At 66.9% G+C, this 18,252-nt stretch carries 21 protein-coding genes and 1 pseudogene; 8 read left to right on the top strand and 14 right to left on the bottom strand.

The annotated features are described in order from the left end of the window. The first annotated feature begins 2 nt into the window (after window positions 1-2). On the top strand, window positions 3-704 hold the full coding sequence (locus ACSQ12_RS00535; protein WP_436063911.1) for a ThuA domain-containing protein: 702 nt from the start codon (window positions 3-5) through the stop codon (window positions 702-704). Further along, on the top strand, window positions 689-1,801 hold the full coding sequence (locus ACSQ12_RS00530) for a Gfo/Idh/MocA family protein (protein WP_436063910.1): 1,113 nt from the start codon (window positions 689-691) through the stop codon (window positions 1,799-1,801). The genes ACSQ12_RS00535 and ACSQ12_RS00530 overlap by 16 nt, the downstream gene beginning before the upstream one ends. Here the strand turns inward: ACSQ12_RS00530 and ACSQ12_RS00525 are convergent, their stop codons facing one another. The 3 genes from ACSQ12_RS00525 to uriH are packed head-to-tail and all read right to left on the bottom strand — an operon-like array spanning window position 1,802 to window position 5,226. Beyond that, window positions 1,802-2,773 (bottom strand): ribokinase, encoded by a 972-nt coding sequence (locus ACSQ12_RS00525; protein ID WP_436063909.1) that lies wholly within the window; start codon window positions 2,771-2,773, stop codon window positions 1,802-1,804. It abuts the gene before it with no gap. Continuing rightward, window positions 2,770-4,194: an MFS transporter gene (gene uriT, locus ACSQ12_RS00520; RefSeq protein WP_436063908.1), complete on the bottom strand. Its 1,425-nt coding sequence runs from the start codon at window positions 4,192-4,194 to the stop codon at window positions 2,770-2,772. The genes ACSQ12_RS00525 and uriT overlap by 4 nt, the downstream gene beginning before the upstream one ends. Continuing rightward, a complete protein-coding gene (gene uriH, locus ACSQ12_RS00515; protein WP_436066898.1) occupies window positions 4,195-5,226 on the bottom strand; it encodes a nucleoside hydrolase in 1,032 nt (343 codons plus the stop codon). A 252-nt stretch (window positions 5,227-5,478) separates the two neighbouring features. Here uriH and ACSQ12_RS00510 point away from each other — a divergent pair, with 252 nt between their 5' ends. Then, window positions 5,479-6,456: a LacI family DNA-binding transcriptional regulator gene (locus ACSQ12_RS00510; protein WP_436066897.1), complete on the top strand. Its 978-nt coding sequence runs from the start codon at window positions 5,479-5,481 to the stop codon at window positions 6,454-6,456. Window positions 6,457-6,466: 10 nt separating this feature from the next. Here ACSQ12_RS00510 and ACSQ12_RS00505 read toward each other — a convergent pair whose 3' ends face one another. From ACSQ12_RS00505 to ACSQ12_RS00490, 4 genes are all read right to left on the bottom strand, one after another. Continuing rightward, a complete protein-coding gene (locus ACSQ12_RS00505; RefSeq protein WP_436063907.1) occupies window positions 6,467-7,120 on the bottom strand; it encodes a DedA family protein in 654 nt (217 codons plus the stop codon). Between the two features lie 18 nt (window positions 7,121-7,138). Continuing rightward, window positions 7,139-7,690 carry a hypothetical protein gene (locus tag ACSQ12_RS00500; RefSeq protein ID WP_436063906.1) on the bottom strand — a complete coding sequence of 184 codons (552 nt, stop codon included), beginning with the start codon at window positions 7,688-7,690 and terminating at the stop codon, window positions 7,139-7,141. A 56-nt stretch (window positions 7,691-7,746) separates the two neighbouring features. After that, window positions 7,747-8,847, bottom strand: coding sequence for an FAD-dependent oxidoreductase (locus tag ACSQ12_RS00495; RefSeq protein WP_436066896.1), 1,101 nt, complete (start codon window positions 8,845-8,847; stop codon window positions 7,747-7,749). 77 nt (window positions 8,848-8,924) lie between these two features. Then, the gene (locus ACSQ12_RS00490; protein WP_436063905.1) at window positions 8,925-9,479 is read right to left on the bottom strand and encodes a cysteine hydrolase family protein; all 555 of its coding nucleotides are present in this window, start codon (window positions 9,477-9,479) and stop codon (window positions 8,925-8,927) included. Window positions 9,480-9,730: 251 nt separating this feature from the next. Between ACSQ12_RS00490 and ACSQ12_RS00485 the strand changes: the two genes are divergently transcribed. The 3 genes from ACSQ12_RS00485 (at window position 9,731) to ACSQ12_RS00475 (ending at window position 10,892) form a co-directional block, all read left to right on the top strand. After that, complete coding sequence (locus ACSQ12_RS00485) at window positions 9,731-10,072, top strand: YegP family protein (protein ID WP_436063904.1); 342 nt, start codon at window positions 9,731-9,733, stop codon at window positions 10,070-10,072. A 68-nt stretch (window positions 10,073-10,140) separates the two neighbouring features. Beyond that, window positions 10,141-10,542 carry a YidH family protein gene (locus ACSQ12_RS00480; RefSeq protein WP_436063903.1) on the top strand — a complete coding sequence of 134 codons (402 nt, stop codon included), beginning with the start codon at window positions 10,141-10,143 and terminating at the stop codon, window positions 10,540-10,542. A gap of 2 nt (window positions 10,543-10,544) precedes the next feature. Continuing rightward, window positions 10,545-10,892, top strand: a complete 348-nt coding sequence (locus tag ACSQ12_RS00475; RefSeq protein WP_436063902.1) for a DUF202 domain-containing protein — start codon at window positions 10,545-10,547, stop codon at window positions 10,890-10,892. A 52-nt stretch (window positions 10,893-10,944) separates the two neighbouring features. On the opposite strand, the gene ACSQ12_RS00470 is transcribed toward ACSQ12_RS00475, so the two are convergent. After that, the gene (locus ACSQ12_RS00470; RefSeq protein WP_436067044.1) at window positions 10,945-11,121 is read right to left on the bottom strand and encodes a hypothetical protein; all 177 of its coding nucleotides are present in this window, start codon (window positions 11,119-11,121) and stop codon (window positions 10,945-10,947) included. Between the two features lie 208 nt (window positions 11,122-11,329). After that, window positions 11,330-11,602, bottom strand: a pseudogene (locus tag ACSQ12_RS00465) (SGNH/GDSL hydrolase family protein); the annotation flags it as partial. A gap of 183 nt (window positions 11,603-11,785) precedes the next feature. Between ACSQ12_RS00465 and ACSQ12_RS00460 the strand changes: the two are divergent. Together ACSQ12_RS00460 and ACSQ12_RS00455 are read left to right on the top strand one after the other, a co-directional pair. Continuing rightward, entirely contained in the window at window positions 11,786-12,229 is a 444-nt protein-coding gene (locus tag ACSQ12_RS00460) for a DapH/DapD/GlmU-related protein (RefSeq protein WP_436063901.1), read from the top strand. Between the two features lie 136 nt (window positions 12,230-12,365). After that, entirely contained in the window at window positions 12,366-13,148 is a 783-nt protein-coding gene (locus ACSQ12_RS00455; protein ID WP_436066895.1) for a hypothetical protein, read from the top strand. Window positions 13,149-13,155: 7 nt separating this feature from the next. Here the strand turns inward: ACSQ12_RS00455 and ACSQ12_RS00450 are convergent, their stop codons facing one another. From ACSQ12_RS00450 to ACSQ12_RS00430, 5 genes are read right to left on the bottom strand one after another with little or no spacing between them, the layout of a single operon-like run. Continuing rightward, complete coding sequence (locus ACSQ12_RS00450) at window positions 13,156-13,749, bottom strand: histidine phosphatase family protein (RefSeq protein WP_436063900.1); 594 nt, start codon at window positions 13,747-13,749, stop codon at window positions 13,156-13,158. A gap of 57 nt (window positions 13,750-13,806) precedes the next feature. Next, on the bottom strand, window positions 13,807-14,874 hold the full coding sequence (locus ACSQ12_RS00445; protein WP_436063899.1) for a LacI family DNA-binding transcriptional regulator: 1,068 nt from the start codon (window positions 14,872-14,874) through the stop codon (window positions 13,807-13,809). Then, on the bottom strand, window positions 14,874-16,343 hold the full coding sequence (locus ACSQ12_RS00440; RefSeq protein ID WP_436063898.1) for a GH1 family beta-glucosidase: 1,470 nt from the start codon (window positions 16,341-16,343) through the stop codon (window positions 14,874-14,876). Before ACSQ12_RS00440 ends, ACSQ12_RS00445 begins: the two co-directional genes overlap by 1 nt. Continuing rightward, on the bottom strand, window positions 16,340-17,266 hold the full coding sequence (locus ACSQ12_RS00435; protein WP_436063897.1) for a carbohydrate ABC transporter permease: 927 nt from the start codon (window positions 17,264-17,266) through the stop codon (window positions 16,340-16,342). The genes ACSQ12_RS00440 and ACSQ12_RS00435 overlap by 4 nt, the downstream gene beginning before the upstream one ends. Beyond that, window positions 17,263-18,252: a carbohydrate ABC transporter permease gene (locus ACSQ12_RS00430; protein ID WP_436063896.1), complete on the bottom strand. Its 990-nt coding sequence runs from the start codon at window positions 18,250-18,252 to the stop codon at window positions 17,263-17,265. The genes ACSQ12_RS00435 and ACSQ12_RS00430 overlap by 4 nt, the downstream gene beginning before the upstream one ends.

The following is an 18,252-nucleotide window of genomic DNA, read 5'->3' as shown; positions in this document are numbered from 1 at the left end:
CCATGACAAGCAACAACAAAACAGCGCTGGTGGTTCGCGGCGGCTGGGACGGACACCAGCCGGTGGAGGCCACCGAGCTGTTCATCCCCTACCTTAAGGACAACGGCTACGACGTCCGGGTGGAGGAATCACCCAAGATCTACGCTGATACGGAATACATGGCCGGCGTTGACCTGATCGTGCAGTGCATGACGATGTCCACCATCGAGAAGGATGAATTTGAGGGGCTCCGCGCCGCCGTCGAAAACGGCACCGGCCTTGCAGGCTGGCACGGCGGCATCGCCGATTCGTACCGCAATAACTCGGACTACCTTCACCTGATTGGCGGCCAGTTCGCCTGCCATCCGGGCAAGCACGCTGACGAGCGGACCGGCGAGCAGTCGGACAACTACGTCCCTTACACGGTGGACATGCTGCCAGCTGCCGCCGAGCACCCCATCACGCAGGGCATCGCTGACTTTGACCTCGTCACGGAGCAATACTGGGTCCTCAGCGACGACTACATCGACGTCCTAGCCACCACCACTCAGAAGGTCCGGGAATGGGATCCCTGGAACCGGGAGGTCACCTCGCCTGCCATCTGGACCCGCCAGTGGGGCAACGGCAAGATTTTCGTTTGCACTCCGGGCCACCGCATCGAAGTCCTGCAGGACAAGAACGTCCGCACCATCATTGAAAGGGGTTTGCTGTGGGCAAGCCGTTGAACGTAGGAATCATTGGCTGCGGCAAGATCGTGGCCCAGTACCTGGCCAGCTTCCGCAGGCTGGAGCAGGTGCGTCTGGTGGCTGTTGCAGACCTCGACACCGCCCGCGCACAGGAGGTCGCAGACAGCTACGAAGGCGTCCGGGCCGTCTCGGTCGATGAGCTGATTGCGGCCGACGATATCGACCTCGTCCTAAACCTCACTATCCCCGCCGCCCACGCCGACGTTGCGCTCAAGGCCATCGCTGCCGGCAAGAGCGTTTACGGCGAGAAACCGCTCGCTGCCACCACCGAAGAAGCCCGGGAGGTTATAACCGCCGCCCGCGAAGCCGGCGTTGTGGTCGGCTGCGCCCCGGACACAGTGCTGGGTACCGGCATTCAGACGGCAAGGAAGGCCATCGACGACGGCCTGATCGGTTCCCCGATCGCAGCCACGGCTACTATGGTCACCCCCGGCCACGAGCGCTGGCACCCGAATCCGGACTTCTACTACCAACCCGGTGGCGGACCGCTTCTGGACATGGGCCCCTACTATGTCAGCGCTCTCGTGACGCTACTGGGTCCCGTCGTCTCGGTAATCGGCGCCGCCAGCCACACCCGCACTGAGCGCACCATCGGCTCCGGCGAGCGTGCCGGACAGGTAGTTCCAGTGAACATCGACACCCACGTCACCGGTGTCCTGGTCCACGCGTCGGGGGCCCTTTCGACCCTGGTCATGAGCTTCGACGCCGTGCAAAGCAAGTCCCCCAATATCGAAATCCACGGGGAGAAGGGTTCGCTCTCCGTTCCTGACCCCAACCACTTCGACGGCGACGTGCAGATCTTCCGGCTCGGCGGCGAATCTTGGGAAACGCTCCCTGTCTCCGCCGGATACATCGACTCGGGCCGCGGCTACGGCATCGCGGACATCGCGGCAACACCTGCGGGCGCCGAGCCCCGCGCCGGCGGGGCCCTGGCGTTCCACGTGCTCGAAGTAATGGAGTCCGTGCTCGCGTCCGCGCACACGGGAGCCCCGATGCGGATTGCCAGCACAGCCGAGCGGCCGTCGGCCGTCGAATTAGCGGAACTGGCCGCACTGCCCCAGGAAATCAACTCCTAGCTAAGCCATCCGGCCCCGCATCCGCTCCACATCCGCGACGCCGGCGTAGGCGGCCTGCGTGCCCTTCCGGGTGGCGGCGAGTGCCGCCGCCACGGAGGCGAAGGCAGCGGCTTCGGCCAGCGGCTGTCCGGCGGCGAGCCGTGCGGCCACGGCTCCGGTGAACGCATCGCCGGCGCCCGTGGTGTCCACGGCATGAACCTTGACCGGTGCGATCCGGGTGACACGGTCCGTCCCCGAAACCAGCGAGTCCAGGACCACCGAGCCGCTGGCTCCCAACGTGACCAGGACCCGCCGCAACCCGCGCTCGGCGAAGCGCTCCCGGACCTGGTCCCACGCGGCGTCGTCCGCTTCGGCGCCGGGCATCTCACCCGACCCCAGGAACAGCGACGCCTCGTGCGCGTTGACCAGCAGCACGTCGGCCAGCTCCGCCAGGCTCTGCGGGATCTCGCCGTAAGGCGAGAGGTTCAGCAGGACTGTCGCGCCGGCGTCGTGCCCTGTCCGGGCGGCGGCTTCAACGGTGTCCAGGCTGACCTCGAGGCAGAGACACACCACGGAAGCGCCGTCGAACGCGTCCGCTGACGCCGCAACGTCGGCGGGAGCAAGGGTTCCGTTGGCACCGGCGGAAATGATGATGTTGTTCTCGCCGTGCGCGTCCACCGCGATCACGGCGACTCCCGTGGCGGCGGACTCCGAGGTGCGCACGTGCGAGATGTCCACGCCGGCGCCGGCGGTGGAGGAGAGGAGCATCTCGCCGTTGGAGTCGTCCCCCACGGCGCCGACGAGGCTGACTACCCCGCCCAGCAGGCTTGCCGCCACGGCCTGGTTGGCGCTCTTGCCTCCCGGATTCACCGCGAATCCGGTGCCGTGGACCGTCTCACCCGGCAGCGGAAGCCGTTCGCAATAGATGGTCAGGTCCGCGTTCAGGGAGCCGACGACGACGATCCGGCCGTGCGCTTCCGGTCCGGCGCTCATTCGGTCACCTCGGCTTCAACCGGCTTGGGGACCAGGAGCGATGCACCGAAGGCGGCAACGGTGATGACCAGGCCGACCACCACGACGGTCAGGTACGACGCCTTGGCGTCGCCGAGGGCCGAGGTTGCCACCAGCACGGCGGGCAGCACCAGGAAGCTGAGTCCGGCGCCGAGGTTGAAGGCACCTGCGTTCATGCCCGGCAGGAAGCCCGGGTTTCCGGCGGGCGAGAGCACCACTCCGAGTCCGTTCAGCATGATGTTGACCGTACCGGCGTACATGATGCCCAGCAAGACCGTACCGGCGATCATCATCGGCAGGCTCCCCAGGCCGAAGAAGGCGATCAGGGCCAGCGCGGCGATACTGCCCAGCAGCCCGATGCGCAGCACCCTGGTGTAGCCAAGGACCGGCGCCAGCCTGCCGCTGAGCGGGCCCACCACCCAGCCGAGCAGGGCGTACGGGGTCAGGATGATCAGCGACATTTCCGTGGGACCCACTCCGAAGCCCGGAGCCGCCGCCTGCACGTAAGCGGGGACGATGCCATTGATGACGGCGAAGATTCCGGTCATGGTGAGCGTGGTGGTCAGCAGGGGCGCCCAGGTGGAGCGCTGGCGCAGGTGGACGGTTTCCACCATGGGCTGCTTGGAGCGCTTTTCCACGGTCCAGAACGCGTAAAAGGCGAGGGCGGCGACGGCCACCAGCCCGACGGCCAGCATCATGGTGCCCGCCGAGAAGCCGCCCACCAGCTTGGAGCCCTCGTTGAGGGCGGTCAGCAGCGCGCCGACGGCCACAACAATGAAGAAGACGCCGAGCCAGTCCATGGTGGTGCCGGCCGCGGGCTTGCTTTCGCCGGCCAGGAGCGCGATCAGCGCTGTAGCCGCCAGTGCCAGGACCACCATCAGCCAGAAGATGCTGCGGAAGCCGAAGTGCTCGGCAAAGTAGCCGCCCACAAAGGAGTCAACGCCGGCCACGCCGCCGTTGACCGCCGTGATGAGGCCCATGAGCGTGCCGTATTTGCGAGGGTTGCTGACGGCGGAGCGCAGCATGATCAGGCACAGCGGCACTGTGGGGCCGCTGACGCCCTGGATGATGCGGCCTACGAAGAGCCACGTGACGTCCGGGGCGAGCGCGGCGATGACCGAGCCGACGGCCATGAGCAGCATCATGCCGATCAGGATCTTCTTCCGTCCGATGATGTCGCTCAGGCGCGGCAGGAAGAGGGAAAACAGCGCCGCCGCAGTGAAGAACCAGGTCTGGGACAGGCCGATGACGGCCTGGTCGGTGTTGAGTTCCTTCCCCATGGTCACCAGGGCCGGGCTGAGCATGGAGGCATTGAGCTGGAACGCCACGCAGGCGGCCAGCAGGGCCACCATCAGGGCGGTCACGTTGCCGCGGGCGGTCTTGGTTTCGGTGAGGGTGGTCATTTACTTGACCCCTCCGGTTGCCGCGCCGACTGAGACGACGGCCGGTGCCGCGAGCGCGGGTTCGCCGATCCGGATGAGGGCGTCGGTGACGAGGTCCCAGAACCTTTCGTGGTCCAGGTCGACGGCAACGGAGGTGTTGCAGTCTGCCGGGGCCGGGGCACGGAAGTCTGCAACGGTCATCCCGAGGGTCAGCCTGCCGTGCAGTTCGATGTCCACCGGGACCTTGCGGGTGGTGACAATGCTGGGATCGATCACGTAGGCCACGGCGCAGGGGTCGTGGACCGGCGGGTGGTCGAAGCCCTGGGCGTCCTGGTAGGTCTTAGTGAAGAACTCCATCAGTTCCATGACGAACCTGGCGGGTCCGGTTCCCACGGCGGCGATCTTCTCCACCACTTCGGGGGTGGCCAGCGCCTGGTGGGTGAGGTCCAGGCCCACCATCACCACGGGCCATGCCTCGTTGAACACGATGTGCGCGGCTTCAGGATCGATGATGATGTTGAATTCCGCCACGGCGCTCCAGTTGCCCACGTGGTAGCCGCCGCCCATCAGGACCACTTCCTTGACGCGTTCAACGATGCGCGGTTCCTTGCGGGCCGCCATGGCGATGTTGGTGAGGCCGGCGGTGGGGACCAGGGTCACGGTGCCGGGCTCGTGCGCCATAACAATGTCAATGATGAGGTCGACGGCGTGGCGCGTGTCCAACTCGATGGCGGACTCGGGCTGGGCGGGGCCGTCCATGCCGGATTCGCCGTGGATGTCCGGCGCGGTTTCGATGGTGCGCACCAGCGGGCGGCCGCAGCCGGCGGCGAAGGGGACGCCCGTGATGCCGGCGATCGTGCCGACGGACAAGGCGTTGCGGGTGACCTTCTCGAGGGTCTGGTTGCCCACCACCGTGGTGACGGCAAGCAGTTCGATATCGGGGTTGCCGTGCGCCAGCAGCATGGCCACGGCGTCGTCATGCCCGGGGTCGCAGTCCAGGATGATCTTCTTGCGGGCAGGGGTCACGGGGTTGGGGTCCACGTCTATCTCCACGTCGTTGGGGGCCCGCCCGGAGGCAGGGTGCAAAAGCAAACAGGGAGATCATGACAGCTCCGCGGTACTTACGTCAAGCGCTTAACGTGAATTCCGTTAAGCGCTTGACGCCTTGCACGGCAAGGAGTCTCGCGTGGAACGGCGCAGGCATGCACCGGGCCCACTACGATCGAGGGTATGGATTCCGCGCACCACGTACAGCATTCACCGGGCACGGGACCCAAGGCCGCCGCGCCGCGGGTCACGGCGGCCATGGTTGCCGCCCGCGCGGGGGTTTCCACGGCCACCGTTTCCCTGGTGGCCAACGGCAAGACCCGCGGCCGCGTGTCGGAGGACAACATTTCGCGGGTGCGGGACGCCATCTCCGAACTGGGCTATGTGGTGGACGGCATCGGCAGCTCCCTGGCCAAGGGCGTGAGCTCGATCGTCATCCTTGTGGCGCCGGACATCTCCAACCCGTTCTTCGCCAAGGTGATCACCGGTGTGCGCGAATCCCTGGGCGCCGACTACCAGCTGCTCCTGTCCGTCACGGAGGCCGGAGAGTTTCCGCAGGCCGATGACGTCCGGAAGCTGATGGCGCTGCGGCCCGCAGGGCTGCTGGTGGACGCCCCGGACGCCGAATTCCTGGAGGAACTGTCGGCTGCGGGCCCGCTGGTGCTGCTCGACGCTCCCGGTCTGGAAGCCTACGCCCCGTCGGTGAACCTCGACGTGGCGCACGGCGCCCGGGAGCTGGCGGCGCACCTGGCCGCTGCGGGGCACAAATGCGCGGCTTACGTGGACAGCGTGACGGGCACGGCCACCTTCGACGTTCGGCGCACCGCGTTCCTCGAGGAAGCAGCGGCGCGCGGGATTTCAGTGCCGCCCGAATGCATCATCAGCACCACCATCGACGTCGGGACCGCGGCCGCGGCGTTCGTCCGGGCATGGCCGCAGTGGCAGCGGAACGGGGTCACCGCCGTCGTCTGCGGTACCGATACGCACGCCTACGGCGTGCTGCAGGAAGCCCGTGTTGCGGGAGTGCGGATCCCCGAAGAATTGGCGGTGGCGGGATTCGATGACCTGCCGTACTCCGCGACCAGCAATCCGGGCCTGACAAGCGTTCACCTGCCGGCCACGCCCCTCGGGCTCAAGGCCGGCGAGCAGTTGCGCTCCCTCATGGAGGGCCGCCCGCTGGAGCAGCCCCAGGTGACACTGGAAAGCTCCTTGGTGGTTCGCGGCTCCACAGCCTGACGAAACTCCCTCAGCGCTGGTTCTGGTCCACGCGTTCGCGCTGCCGCCGGTACGCCCTGATCGAAACCCAGGCAATCAGGGCTGCAAGCGCGGCGTAGACGGCGTAATTGAGGTATTTGGAGTACTCCTCGATGAGGTGGTACTGCGCTCCGAGGAGCACACCGAGACCGATCAACAGGGCATTCCAGAGCCCGCTCCCGGCAATCGTAAAGATGCTGAACGTGGCCAGGTTCATTTTCTCCGCGCCGGCGGGCAGGGAAATCAGGCTGCGCACCCCGGGCAGGAACCGGCCGAAGAACACCGCCGATTTGCCGTGGCGCTGGAACCAGTCGGCGGCTTTCTCGAAGTCCTCGCGGTCCATCAGCGGAAGCCGGGACAGCCCGCGGATGGCACGCTCCAGGCCAAGCTTCGCGCCAATCCAGTACAGCAGCAGCGCACCGGCGTAGGCGCCGAGCGTGCTGGTGAGGAACACGAGGGCCAGGCTCATGCTTCCCTGCTTGGTGAGGAAGCCCGCCAGCGGCAGGATGACCTCGCTCGGGATGGGCGGGATGATGGTTTCGGCGAAGGTGAACAGTCCCACGCCCCACTCCCCCAGCGTATCGATGCCGCGGGCGGCGAAGCCGGCTATCCCCGTGAGCTCGTCAACGGCGTTTGCGGTAGTCATGACTGTCCTTCCTGAGTGTCAGCGGGCTGCGGGACGGAACCGCATGAAACCGAAGGCGGCGGAGAGCAGGAGCATCCCGCCGCCGATGGCCACCAGGTATCCGGCAAGTGGAACGGTCCCTGCCCCGGCCCTGCCGGAATCCGGCAGGGCGGCTGCCAATGTCCGGGCTGAGCGGGACGGCATCGGCGATGACGCCTTAGCCGGCGTGGCAAAGCCTGCACCTGACGGCGTTCCGGCGGATGCTGAAGGGGCGGGCGCTGTCCCCTGGCCGGCCACACTTTCCTGCGACGGCAGGTTTTCCGCGGCGGAACCGGGAACTACGGGCTGGGTGTCTGCGGGGCCGGAACCGCCCTGCGCGGGTCCGGGGCTGGCTGGCCCGGCCGGGGCGGTCGGCGCCGATGCGGGCGCCGGGGAAGGCGGGCCGCCGGAAACGCAGAACCCGCCCGCGGCAGCCGGAACCTGCTTGTCCGGGCAGGGTTCGGCACTTGCCGGTGCGGCGATACCCAGGAAAAAGAAGGCGACGACGGACAGCACCGCGAGGATGCAGGGAACCAGTCGACCGTTGCGCATGTCACCCTACGCTACCCGCTCCGGCGAAATCCGTCCTGCCACCCGGCGGCCCGACCCTAGCGCCGGGCTGTGAAGCGGGCGGGTGAGCCCCCGCCGTCGGCGAGGTCTGCAAGTATCCGGCCAATGGCCGGTGTGAACTTGAAACCGTGGCCGGAGAAGCCGGCCCCCACCACCACTGGACCGAAACGGTCCAGCACGAAGTCCTCGTTGGCGGTGCTGGTGTACGTGCAACTGATGGGAACCGCCGACTCCGCATCCACGCCCGGCAGCCACTCCCGGACGTAGCGCACCAGCGCCTGAAGCTGGACAGGTTCGGGGGTGAAGCTGCGCGCGTCCGGGTCCGTCACCGGCCCCACGCCGTGCCAGCCGGCTTTGATGCCCTCGCCCGGGGTGAGCATTCCGTAGACGGGGCTGTACCAGTACGCGTCGCGGGGATCATCCGGGTCCGGGTTGTGGTTGAAGCTGGGCCAGGCCAGTGAGTCGTCCAGCGGCGTGAAGTGTGCCGGCTGCTCCTGCGTGACCACAAGCCCCGGCAGCGTGACCCGGTTCCCGAGAAGCTTGCCGGTCCACGCGCCGGCGGTGACCACCACACGGCGCGCGGTGATCTCGCCGGAGTCAATGACCACGACGGCGCGGTCGCCGTCAACGCGGATGTCGCGGACCGGCGTCGAGTATTCAAAGCGGGCGCCGTGCGCCTCGGCGGCCTGGCGCAGCGCCAGCAGCGCGTCGGCGGCGCGGACCCGTCCCGAGCCGGGCACCACCAGGACGTCACCCCTGAAGTTCATGCCCCGCCAGCGCTCCGCCGCCTCTGCCGCCGGAATGAAGTGGCTCTCAATGCCCCGTTCGGCGTGCGACGAACGAACGTCCCGCAGCCGCCGGACGTTGCCGTGGTTCACCAGGCCCACGAGGTCCAGGAGCTGCGTGCCCGTTGCACCCTCGAGCTCGTCCCAGAGGTCCTTGGCCTCGGTGACCAGGTCCAGGTAGTCGGGCTCGGCGTAGGCCATGTTGAAATTGCGGGTCGCGCCGTGGGAGGCGCCGATGTGATGCCCCTGTTCAAACTGCTCCAGGAGGACAACGGACCTGCCGCGGCGGGCAAGCTGCCACGCGGCAGCGGATCCCATCGCCCCTCCGCCGACCACGACGACGTCAACTTCCACCACAGCTCCACCAGACTCGATCCCGCGGCCTCGCCAAGAGGCCTGTTGCCGGGACCTATTCTTCCGGATTGACCGGCTCAGCCCGCGAAAGTTACATCCTTGCTGTCCTCAACCGCAGCGGTGCGGCCGGGAGCCGTGTGGTATTTCCAGTAAAGGTTGGTGTGCGCAATGACCTTGTCCGGCGGCGGGGCACCCCACTCGCTCTGGTCCTCCGTGGTGTGCGCGTCACCAACGAGGGTCACGTCGTAGCCGCGGACAAAGGCGCCGTGGATGGTGGACCGGATGCACTCATCCGTCTGCGCGCCGGTCACCACTAGGCGCCCGACTGCTGCTCCGGCCAGCACGTCTTCCAGGTCGGTGTCCTCGAAGGAGTCCGCGAACGACTTGTGCACCAGCGGTTCCGGTTCCTGCCGCTGCAGTTCCGGCACGAGCTCCCAGTCATCGCTTCCCTTCGCCAGTTGCCCACTCGAGTGCTGGACCCAGACGATCGGGACGCCTTCGCTCCGCGCTTTGTCAACGAGGGTGGCGATGTTGGCGACGACGGCGTCGCGCTGGTGCACATCGGCCACCACCCCGTTCTGGACGTCGATCACCAGCAAGGCGGTGTTGGGTCGATCCGACAGTGTGGTCATAGCGAGCTCCTCGGTTTGTGCCGGGACATGCGACGGCCCTCGAGTGGCAATCCGTTGCATGCATTTTACGTGGGCTTAACTTGATCGGTCTTGTGAGCCTACAAGGGGCCGCGACAGACTTGAAGCACTTAATGAACCGATCAATTCTGATCGTTCGACCAGACCAGCGGAAGTTGTTCGCAGAGATGCGTTCGGCCCGTTTCGCGGCGAAGCTGCCGGCGGGCCGGCTCCGCAGACCGGAAGGATTAGTTATGGCCGGCAAGTTTGAAGTTTTCGTCGATGCAGAGTTGCAGTACCGCTTCCGGCTGACGACGCCGGAAGGAGCCGAGCTTGCCGTGTCAGGCGCCTACCGCGACAAGCCGTCGGCGGTGGCGGCCATCGAAGCGGTCCGCGAGTGCGCGGGAATGGGGCTGATCAGCGACCTCTGCCCTGCCGGCAGTTCGGTCCCGGCACCCGCCCAGGCACCGGCTGCTGCGACGCCTGCCCCCGTCCCCGCGGCCTGCGACACCCGGCGGTTCCCGGTTGACGGCTTCCGCAAGCACGCCGCGGCCCGCCGGGCCCCGGCCGTTCCGCACTGGTCGGGGGCAGCCTGACCCGCGGGCGGTAACGTGGTACGCAGTAGAGGGAGCATGCTGCGACCTGCCGCGCGGAGGGATTCACGTTGCCAGAAGATTCGAACACCGGAGCGCCGGATCCGAGGGGCCGGCTGACGTCCCGGATCCTTCGTGGCGGCACTGAGCCCGATCCGCGGTTTACCCTCGCGAACGAGCGGACGTTCCTGGCGTGGATCCGGACGTCGCTGGCCCTGCTAGCCGGGGGCGTTGCGGTCGAAGCTTTTATGGCCGAGCTCCTGGGTCCCGAACTGCGCAAGACCATTTCGGTCCTGCTGCTTGTCCTGGCGTTGCTGATCGGGGGCGGCTCGTTCTTCCGGTGGGTGAACGTGGAACGCGCCATGCGGCGAAAAACGCCTATGCCGCTCCCGCTCATGGCCCCGGTGCTGGCCATCGGCGGGGCCCTCGTGGCGGCCATCATGGTGGTTTTCGTGATCGTCCGGCCGGCCTGAGCATGGCCTCCCGAGGCGATGCCGCCTGGCACGGCGATTCCGGCCTCCAGCCGGAACGCACTGACCTGGCCTGGAGCCGCACCACCCTGTCCATGGTGATCGCTGCGTCCGTCTTCCTGCGGTGGATGCCCCACCACGGCTGGTTCGTCGGGACGCTCGTCGGCGGCGCCGTCGTCACCGCACTCGCCATCAATCTCACCCAGAAACGCCGGTTCCACCGGGCCGTCCGGGGCATCAGGCAGGAGACCATGCCGCCGCACATAGGTTCGACGGCGGCGGTGGCCGCGAGCGTCGTCGTCCTCGCCCTGCTGGGGATTTACACCGTACTGTTCCTCCCGCTGCAGCCGTGAGCGGGGCGTAACGCGACAGGCGTGACGCCCTGCCGCGGCACCGGGCGGCCGGTCAGAAGAGCGTCAGCTGGCCGTCTGGTGATCCGTTGAAGTCGGGCAGCGCCCCTTCGGGCGAGCTCATTCCCACCATTTCCTTGACGTCCGGAAGCAGCTCGCCAATGCAGGTCTGACCCTCCAGCACCGGGATCACCGCCATGTTTGCACTGCCATCGGTGCTTGAATCTGCCACTGGGTGAGTTTATTGCAGGGCACCGACACTCACGGTGCGACACTCCAACGTGCGCTGGCAGCAGGTACGTGCGGGCCCACACAAGGTCCTCGGCCCTGGCGCGGAGCGAATCGCCCTGCGGCAGGTCCCCCGCCTGCAGCGGCTGCAACGGATGCCGGACCCCAAGCGCATCGAGCACCCTCATCGCCACGGCATAGTGACCCGGCGGGGACAAGTGCAGCCTGTCCCGGTCCCACATCCGCGGGTCCCGGAGTTCCCGTAGTCCCCAGAGATCGGCGATCAAGGCGTTATGCCGGGAGGCGATCTCGCGGATGTTTTCGTTGAAGACTGCCACCTTGCTCCGGTTGCGGCCGAGCACCGGCGTTGACCCCCAATCCGGTCCGGTGAAGAGCACCAGGGTGGCACCGGAAGAACTCAGCAGCGCCACGCCGTCGTCAAGCCTGCCCGCGAGCTTGTCCGGATCGCTGCCGTGGAAGACCATGTCGTTGCCTCCACACACCTCCTCGTGGGAAGCCTGCGCCCTTTCTTTGATTAACCACGGAACCGGTCCACATGTTCCGAAAATCGGGCGGAATGCCGTGTTTGTGAAAGGAATGCCTGCTGCTTACCGGGCGTTAAAAAGATTGTCCGGTGTTATGGGTAGCAGCGGACTGACGGGAAGGTAATGAGCAGGAAAATCGAAACAGTCGAGGACGACGCCGGGAAGGTCATCAGCTACCACCGGCACCCCAACGGCGGCGGCCTGATCGGCCGTGGGGCCGAGGTGGATGAGTCGTCCTTCATCAGTCCAACCGCCTATGTGGAGGCCGGCGCCCAGGTGGGGGCCGGATGCCGGGTGGGCGGCGGCAGCTGGATCGACCGGCGTGCGCGGGTCGGCCACAAAGTGGTGATCGGTGATGCTGTGTACGTGGGGCAGGGAGCGGTGATCGGCCACCGGGCCCGGATCGGCAGCCACTCCAAGATCGGAGCGGGCGCCGTGATAGGGCACGGAGTCCGCCTCCACGGTGACAGCAAGGTCGCCCACGGCATCCGCCTCCCGGCCAGGACCGGAGCGTCGGCAAGCACTCCGCCGCGGTCCCTTCCGGACGGTAACCGCCAGGCCGCGTGAAGCTTGCCGCTCTCCCGGCGCGCGTCCCTGTTCTGCAGCGAAGCCAAGCCGGGCCCAAAGCCTCTCGTGGACCGCGCCGGAGTGGGATTACCTTAAGGCATACCCACCGTTAGGTCATTGAAAGCGGGGACGCGTGATGGGTGGCGCAACGGATCCTGATGGCCGGCACGGACGCGACGACGAACCTGACGAGGTTGGCCCCGACGGTGCCGTCCCCTACGACGAGCCTCTCCCTGACTCCGGTGCCGTCCCCTACGACGAGGACGCGGGTTATTTCGACGATACCGCTGCCCAGGAAGAAGCTCCCCTCCCCGCAGTTCCGGAAGCTAGCACCCGCGAAACGGTGGTTGCCAGGCAAGAGGAACGGTTCGGCGGCATCAAGATCGGTGCGGCCTTCTTCGGTTGGCTGACTGCAACCGCGATGGCCGTTCTGCTGGCGGCTTTGGCCATGCCCTCCACACGGGCGGGCCTGCTGACCGCAGCGGATATGGCCGCAGGCTCCGGGCAGGCTTGGTCCTGGCCCGGCGGCGTCACCGGCGCTGCCCTGCTCCTCATGATCCCCCTCTTCGCCTACTTTTCAGGCGGCTACGTCGCGGGACGGATGGCGCGGTTCAACGGCGTCGGCCAGGGACTCATGGTGTGGCTGTGGGCGGTCATTGTGGCTGCGGCTGCAGCCGTCGTTGCCATAGTGGGGGGCATTGTTGGCGGCGGCCAGTTGAATGTCCGGATGATGCTCGACGAGTTGCTTCGGCTGCCCGTGAATGAGGGCCCGCTGGGCACGGCCAGCATTGTCGCGGCCATCGCCGTCGCCGCGTTAGCCCTGCTGGGCTCCGTCCTGGGCGGCATGGTTGGAGTTCATTACCACCGGAAAGTGGACCGGGTGGGATTCACTCCGACGGAAAAGTACTACCAGCCCTAGTCCCGGCTCAGGCCTCGACTGGAGCTGCGAACCGTTCGCCGTTGAAGTACTCCAGCTGCCAGCCGTCAACGGCGTGGTGGTGGGCGAGGTTGAGTACGGCGTTGTCGACGCTTTGCAGCGTGCGGCCGATGGCACGGCTCAGGCTCACGCGGATGAGCGTCCCGTGGGCAACCACCAGGACGCGGCGGCCGCGGAACTCTTCGGCCAGTGCTTCCAGCGCGGCCAACCCGCGGCTGGCTGCCTGGTCTTCGCTTTCCGCGCCGCGGAAACCGCCGGGGATGCGCAGGGCTTCAAGTTCGGGGCCGGCCTGCAGGCCCTCCGCCGGCCCGAAGCTGAGCTCGGTGAGCTCCGGCACGTGCCGGGCCACGCTGAGGCCCAGCCCGTCGGCAATCAGGTTGGCGGTTTCCGCGGCACGGCTCAGCGGCGAAGATACGATCGCGTCCCACTCGTGGCCGGACAGGGCGGCGGCGGCGTCGCGCGCCTGTCCGCGGCCGACGTCGTTGAGCGGAATGTCCGTGGATCCCTGCAGCCTGCGCTGCGCATTCCAGTCAGTCTGGCCATGGCGGACAAGGGCGAAGGTCGTAAGGGTCATGCCTTCCATTGTGCCTTGATGGCGGGCGGGTTCATGGCACGCCCTCGGCCTTCAGGAACTGCCCCCCTACGCTTGGGCGGGCAGGCCTGCGGTGCTGGCCCGCACCACCAGTTCCGCCGGATAGATGACCGGTTCCGTTGACGTCTCGGGGTCTTCAATTCGGCGGACCAAGAGCTGGCCTGCCGTGACTGCCATATCCACCATCGGCTGCGTGACTGTGGTCAGGTCCAGGCCGTTGCCGGCCGAGAGCCCGTGGTTATCGAAACCTACGACGGCGACATCCCGGGGTACCTCCCGGCCCAGGCTTCGTAGCGTCTCGATGACGCCCAGCGCCATAAGGTCCGATGCGGCGAACACCCCATCCAGCTCCGGCACCTCGGCCAGCAGGTTCCGGGCGGCGTCGGCGCCGCCCGCCGTCGTGAAATCCCCGTGGCTGACTGGTCCGGGACGAAGGCCTGCCTCACGCAGTCCCTGCTTCCACCCTTCCAGCCGGTCCGCGGCGGCGGTCATGTCAGCCGGACCGGCTACGGTTCCGAGGTTGGTGCGTCCTATGGAGGCAAGATGCCGCGCCGCCAAACGGCCGCCCTCGAAGTTGTCCAGGTCCACGAACGGGACGCCGAGCCCTGTGTCCCACGGCCTGCCGATCAGGACAGTGGGGAGGCCAGTCTTGGCGAGCGTCTCCGCCCAGTCGTCGGCGCGGTGGTGGGACACCACAATGGCACCGTCCACGTGGCCGCCGCGCAGATAGCGCATGGTCCTTGCAGAGTCGTCACCCGCGCGGGACATCAGCAGCACCAGTTGCATGTCTGTCCCCCGGAGAGCCTCGTTGACGCCAGTGATGACGGCGGCGAAGAAGGGGTCCATCATGACCCGGGCATCCGGCTCCGGAATGACCAACGCAATCGATGCGGTGCGTTTGGTCACCAGACTGCGCGCCGCACGATTCGGTGTGTACCCCAACGCGACGATCGCGGCGTCGACGGCGGCCTGGGCTTGCGGGCTCACTTTGAGGCCGCCGTTGATCGCCCTGGACGCCGTGGAGCGGGACACCCCGGCCGCCGTCGCAAGATCTTCAAGCGTGGGGCTCGGCCGCCCTGCCGGAGGGCGGCCGAGCTGACGCGTCTGTTCCTTCATTACACCGACAATACGACACCTGACGCTGAAGCGGATGCGAGGGTGCCGGCGGCCGGAACTGCATTCTCCGCCGCCACCGAGGAATACCAGAGGGCGCTGGCCTTCGGGATGCGCAGCTGGGTTCGGTAGTCCACCCGGACCAGGCCAAAGCGCTGGTGATAGCCGAAGGACCATTCGAAGTTGTCCAGCAAGGACCAGGCGAGGTACCCGCGGACGTCAACTCCGTCTCGGATCGCGTCATGCACCGCGCGAAGGTGGGCAGCGAAGAACCCGATCCGGTCCTGGTCGTCCACGAAACCGGCTTCATTCGGGACGTCATCGTAGGCTGCCCCGTTTTCCGTAATGAATACCGGGATGCCTGCGGGGCCAGTGTATTCGAGCTGCAGGCGGTTGAGCAGCCGGCGCAGCCCCTCGGGCTGGACCTCCCAGCCCATGCCGGTAACCGGCAGCCCGCGGGAAACAGAGCGGGCGCCGTCGGCGGCGACAAACGGGGAGGAGACGGGGCGCACCGCCGCCACCTCCGCACCTGCCGGCTCCGGGTGCTCCGCCGGGTCCTTGGTGACGGATTCCCCGTGATAGTAGTTGACGCCCAGCAGATCGAGCGGCGTCGAGATGATCGCCAGGTCGCCGTCGTGGATGCGTTCGGCCAGACCCAGGTGCGCCACGTCCGCCAGGAGATCCGACGGATATTCCCCCTTCAACACCGGGTCAAGGAAGATCCTGTTGAACTGGCCGTCGATCCGCCTGGCGGCGTCGCGATCACTGTCGCTGGCCGGGTCCCGGGGGTCGGCGACGGTCAGGTTCAAGGTGATGCCCAGGGTGGCCTCCGGGTCAAGTTGGCGCAGTTCGCGGGCCGCCAGTCCGTGGCCGAGCAGCAGATGGTGGGCGGCGGCCAGTCCCGCCCGGGGGTCCTGCCTTCCGGGTGCGTGGATTCCGGCGGCATACCCCAGGAACGCCGAGCACCACGGTTCGTTGAGGGTGGTCCAGATCCTGACCCGGTCCCCCAGCGCCGCATGAATGGTGGCCGCGTATTCCGCGAAGCGGTAGGCGGTGTCCCGGTTGGTCCAGCCGCCGTTGTCCTCCAGCGCCTGGGGCAGGTCCCAGTGGTACAGGGTCAGCCACGGTGTGATTCCGGCGTCCAACAACTCGTCCACCAGCCGGGAGTAGAAGCGGATACCTTCGGCGTTCGGCGTCACGCCATCCGGCATGCAGCGCGCCCATGACGTGGAAAAGCGGTAGGCCTTCATATTCAGGTGTTTCATGAGGGTGACGTCCTCCACGTAGCGCCGGTAGTGGTCGCATGCCTCGTCACCGTTATGTCCGTCGGCCACCGCGCCGGGCAGCCGCGCGAAGGTATCCCAGATCGAGTCCTGCCGGCCGTCGGTGTGTGCTGCTCCCTCGATCTGGTAGGCAGCGGTGGCCGCGCCCCACAGAAAACCTTCGGGGAATGTAATCGGGGTGGTGCTCATCCTTTGACTGCTCCTTGCATAATTCCTGAAACGAGTTGGCGCCCTGCCGCGATGAAGAGCAGCAGCAGCGGGATGGTGGCCAGTACGGCACCGGCCAGCACCACCGAGTAGTCCACAAAGTGTGCGGCCTGCAGCAGCTGAAGCGCTACTGGCAGGGTCGGATTTGAGGGGTCCAGCACAATGAAGGGCCAGAAAAAGTTGGTCCAGGTGGCGACAAACGTGAAGAGCGCCAGCATGGCCGCGGCCGGCCGCGCGGCGGGGAATCCCACGTACCAGAAGGCCTGGATCATGGAGGCACCGTCCATCCGGACAGCCTCGATGAGTTCATCCGGGAGGGCGTCGCGGAGGTACTGCGTCATCCAGAACACGCCGAAGGCCGTGACAATCCCGGGGATGATGACGGCCCAGAGCGTGCCGGTCCAGCCCAGCTTGGCCATCACGATGAACAGCGGCACCACGCCGAGCTGCGTGGGTACCGCCATGGTGGCGATCACGAAGACCAGCAGCCCCTTGCTCCCGCGGAAGCGGAGTTTGGCGAACGCGAATCCGGCGAGGGTCGAGAAGATCACCACGGAGGCGGACGTGACGGTGGAGACCAGGATGCTGTTGCCCATGGCCTTCCAGAAAGGAATGCTGTCAAAGACCTTCGCGGCGTTGGCCAGGAAGTTCCCGCCCGGAAGGAGCGGGATGCCCCGGCTCAGCGCAGTGCTGTCGTGGCTGCCCACTAGGAAGGACCAGTACAGCGGGAACAGGGAGGCCAGCAGGACAGCGCCCAGGGCACCGTAGGTCAGGGGTCCGGGACGCCGGATGTCCCCGGCGCCGCCGCGGTTGCGGGGCCTCCCCGCCCGCGGGTTGGGGCGCTTAGCGGCTGCCTTTGCGGCCCCTTTCCCGGCGGTCTGTCGGATCATGGGGATGGAGCTCATTTGCGGCCTCCCTGGTTGGCGATGCGCCGGGTAAGAAGGAAATTCACGAGGGCGATCAGCACAATCATCAGGAACAGCAGCCACGCCACCGCGGATGCCCTGCCAAAGTTGCGCTGGCCCCAGCCAAGCTCCCAGATGTACATGGTCAGTGTCTGCCACTGCCGGTCGGCGCCGCCGAGGCCGGACTGGTCAAACACCCGCGGCTCATCGAAGATCTGCAGCCCGCCGATGGTGGACGTGATGGCTACGAAAATCACGGTGGGCCGGAGCATCGGAACCGTCACCGACAGGAACTGGCGGACGCGGCCGGCGCCGTCGATGGTGGCCGCCTCGAAGACGTCGCGCGGGATGGCCTGCATGGCCGCGAGGAAGATCAGTGCGTTGTAGCCGATCCAGCGGAAGTTCACCATCGTGGCGATGGCAAAGTAGCTGGCAAGCTGGTCGGAATGCCAGCGGACCGGGTCGAGGCCCAGGAGGCCAAGGAATTCATTGACGAGTCCGAACTGGTCGGCAAACAGGTTGTTGAAGATCAGTCCAACCGCCACCGGAGCCACAACGAAGGGCACCAGCACCCCCATCCGCCAGAACGTCTTGGCCCGCAGGTTGGCGTCCAGCACCGCTGCGATCAGCAGCGCCAGCACCACTTGCGGCACGGAGGAGAGCAGGAAGATGCTCAGCGTGTTGCCCACCGCGTTCCAGAAGTACGGCTGCCCGAGGACAAAACCGAAGTTCTCGAAACCGATGAACTTGCCCTGGCCGCCGATCAGGTTCCAGTTGTGCAGTGACACCCAGCCTGTGTAGAGCAGCGGAAACAGTCCCGTGAGTGCAAACAGCAGGAAGAACGGCGAGATGTAGAGGTAGGGCGACAGCTTGACGTCCCACTTCGACACCTGCTGCGAAAACGCGAGCCGCCGGACGTCCCTGTTGCCGGGTTTTTCCTCGTCAGTTGATTGGCCTTGGGGCCTGACCCGGTCCGTTACTGACAT

The sequence above is a fragment of the Arthrobacter sp. LjRoot14 genome (assembly GCF_964253905.1).
Classification (GTDB): domain Bacteria; phylum Actinomycetota; class Actinomycetes; order Actinomycetales; family Micrococcaceae; genus Arthrobacter.
The sequence above is the reverse complement of the archived record's forward strand: the minus strand, read 5'-3'. Positions and strand labels throughout refer to the sequence as shown.

Coding starts and splice junctions, on each gene's coding strand:
- ACSQ12_RS00475 (WP_436063902.1), top strand. CDS start 10,545: ATGGCCTCCCGAGGCGATGCCGCCTGGCACGGCGATTCCGGCCTCCAG.
- ACSQ12_RS00450 (WP_436063900.1), bottom strand. CDS start 13,749: ATGGAAGGCATGACCCTTACGACCTTCGCCCTTGTCCGCCATGGCCAG.
- ACSQ12_RS00440 (WP_436063898.1), bottom strand. CDS start 16,343: ATGAGCACCACCCCGATTACATTCCCCGAAGGTTTTCTGTGGGGCGCG.
- ACSQ12_RS00535 (WP_436063911.1), top strand. CDS start 3: ATGACAAGCAACAACAAAACAGCGCTGGTGGTTCGCGGCGGCTGGGAC.
- ACSQ12_RS00435 (WP_436063897.1), bottom strand. CDS start 17,266: ATGAGCTCCATCCCCATGATCCGACAGACCGCCGGGAAAGGGGCCGCA.
- ACSQ12_RS00445 (WP_436063899.1), bottom strand. CDS start 14,874: ATGAAGGAACAGACGCGTCAGCTCGGCCGCCCTCCGGCAGGGCGGCCG.
- ACSQ12_RS00510 (WP_436066897.1), top strand. CDS start 5,479: ATGGTTGCCGCCCGCGCGGGGGTTTCCACGGCCACCGTTTCCCTGGTG.
- ACSQ12_RS00490 (WP_436063905.1), bottom strand. CDS start 9,479: ATGACCACACTGTCGGATCGACCCAACACCGCCTTGCTGGTGATCGAC.
- ACSQ12_RS00505 (WP_436063907.1), bottom strand. CDS start 7,120: ATGACTACCGCAAACGCCGTTGACGAGCTCACGGGGATAGCCGGCTTC.
- uriT (WP_436063908.1), bottom strand. CDS start 4,194: ATGACCACCCTCACCGAAACCAAGACCGCCCGCGGCAACGTGACCGCC.
- ACSQ12_RS00430 (WP_436063896.1), bottom strand. CDS start 18,252: ATGTCAGTAACGGACCGGGTCAGGCCCCAAGGCCAATCAACTGACGAG.
- ACSQ12_RS00455 (WP_436066895.1), top strand. CDS start 12,366: ATGGGTGGCGCAACGGATCCTGATGGCCGGCACGGACGCGACGACGAA.
- ACSQ12_RS00525 (WP_436063909.1), bottom strand. CDS start 2,773: ATGAGCGCCGGACCGGAAGCGCACGGCCGGATCGTCGTCGTCGGCTCC.
- ACSQ12_RS00500 (WP_436063906.1), bottom strand. CDS start 7,690: ATGCGCAACGGTCGACTGGTTCCCTGCATCCTCGCGGTGCTGTCCGTC.
- ACSQ12_RS00460 (WP_436063901.1), top strand. CDS start 11,786: ATGAGCAGGAAAATCGAAACAGTCGAGGACGACGCCGGGAAGGTCATC.
- ACSQ12_RS00485 (WP_436063904.1), top strand. CDS start 9,731: ATGGCCGGCAAGTTTGAAGTTTTCGTCGATGCAGAGTTGCAGTACCGC.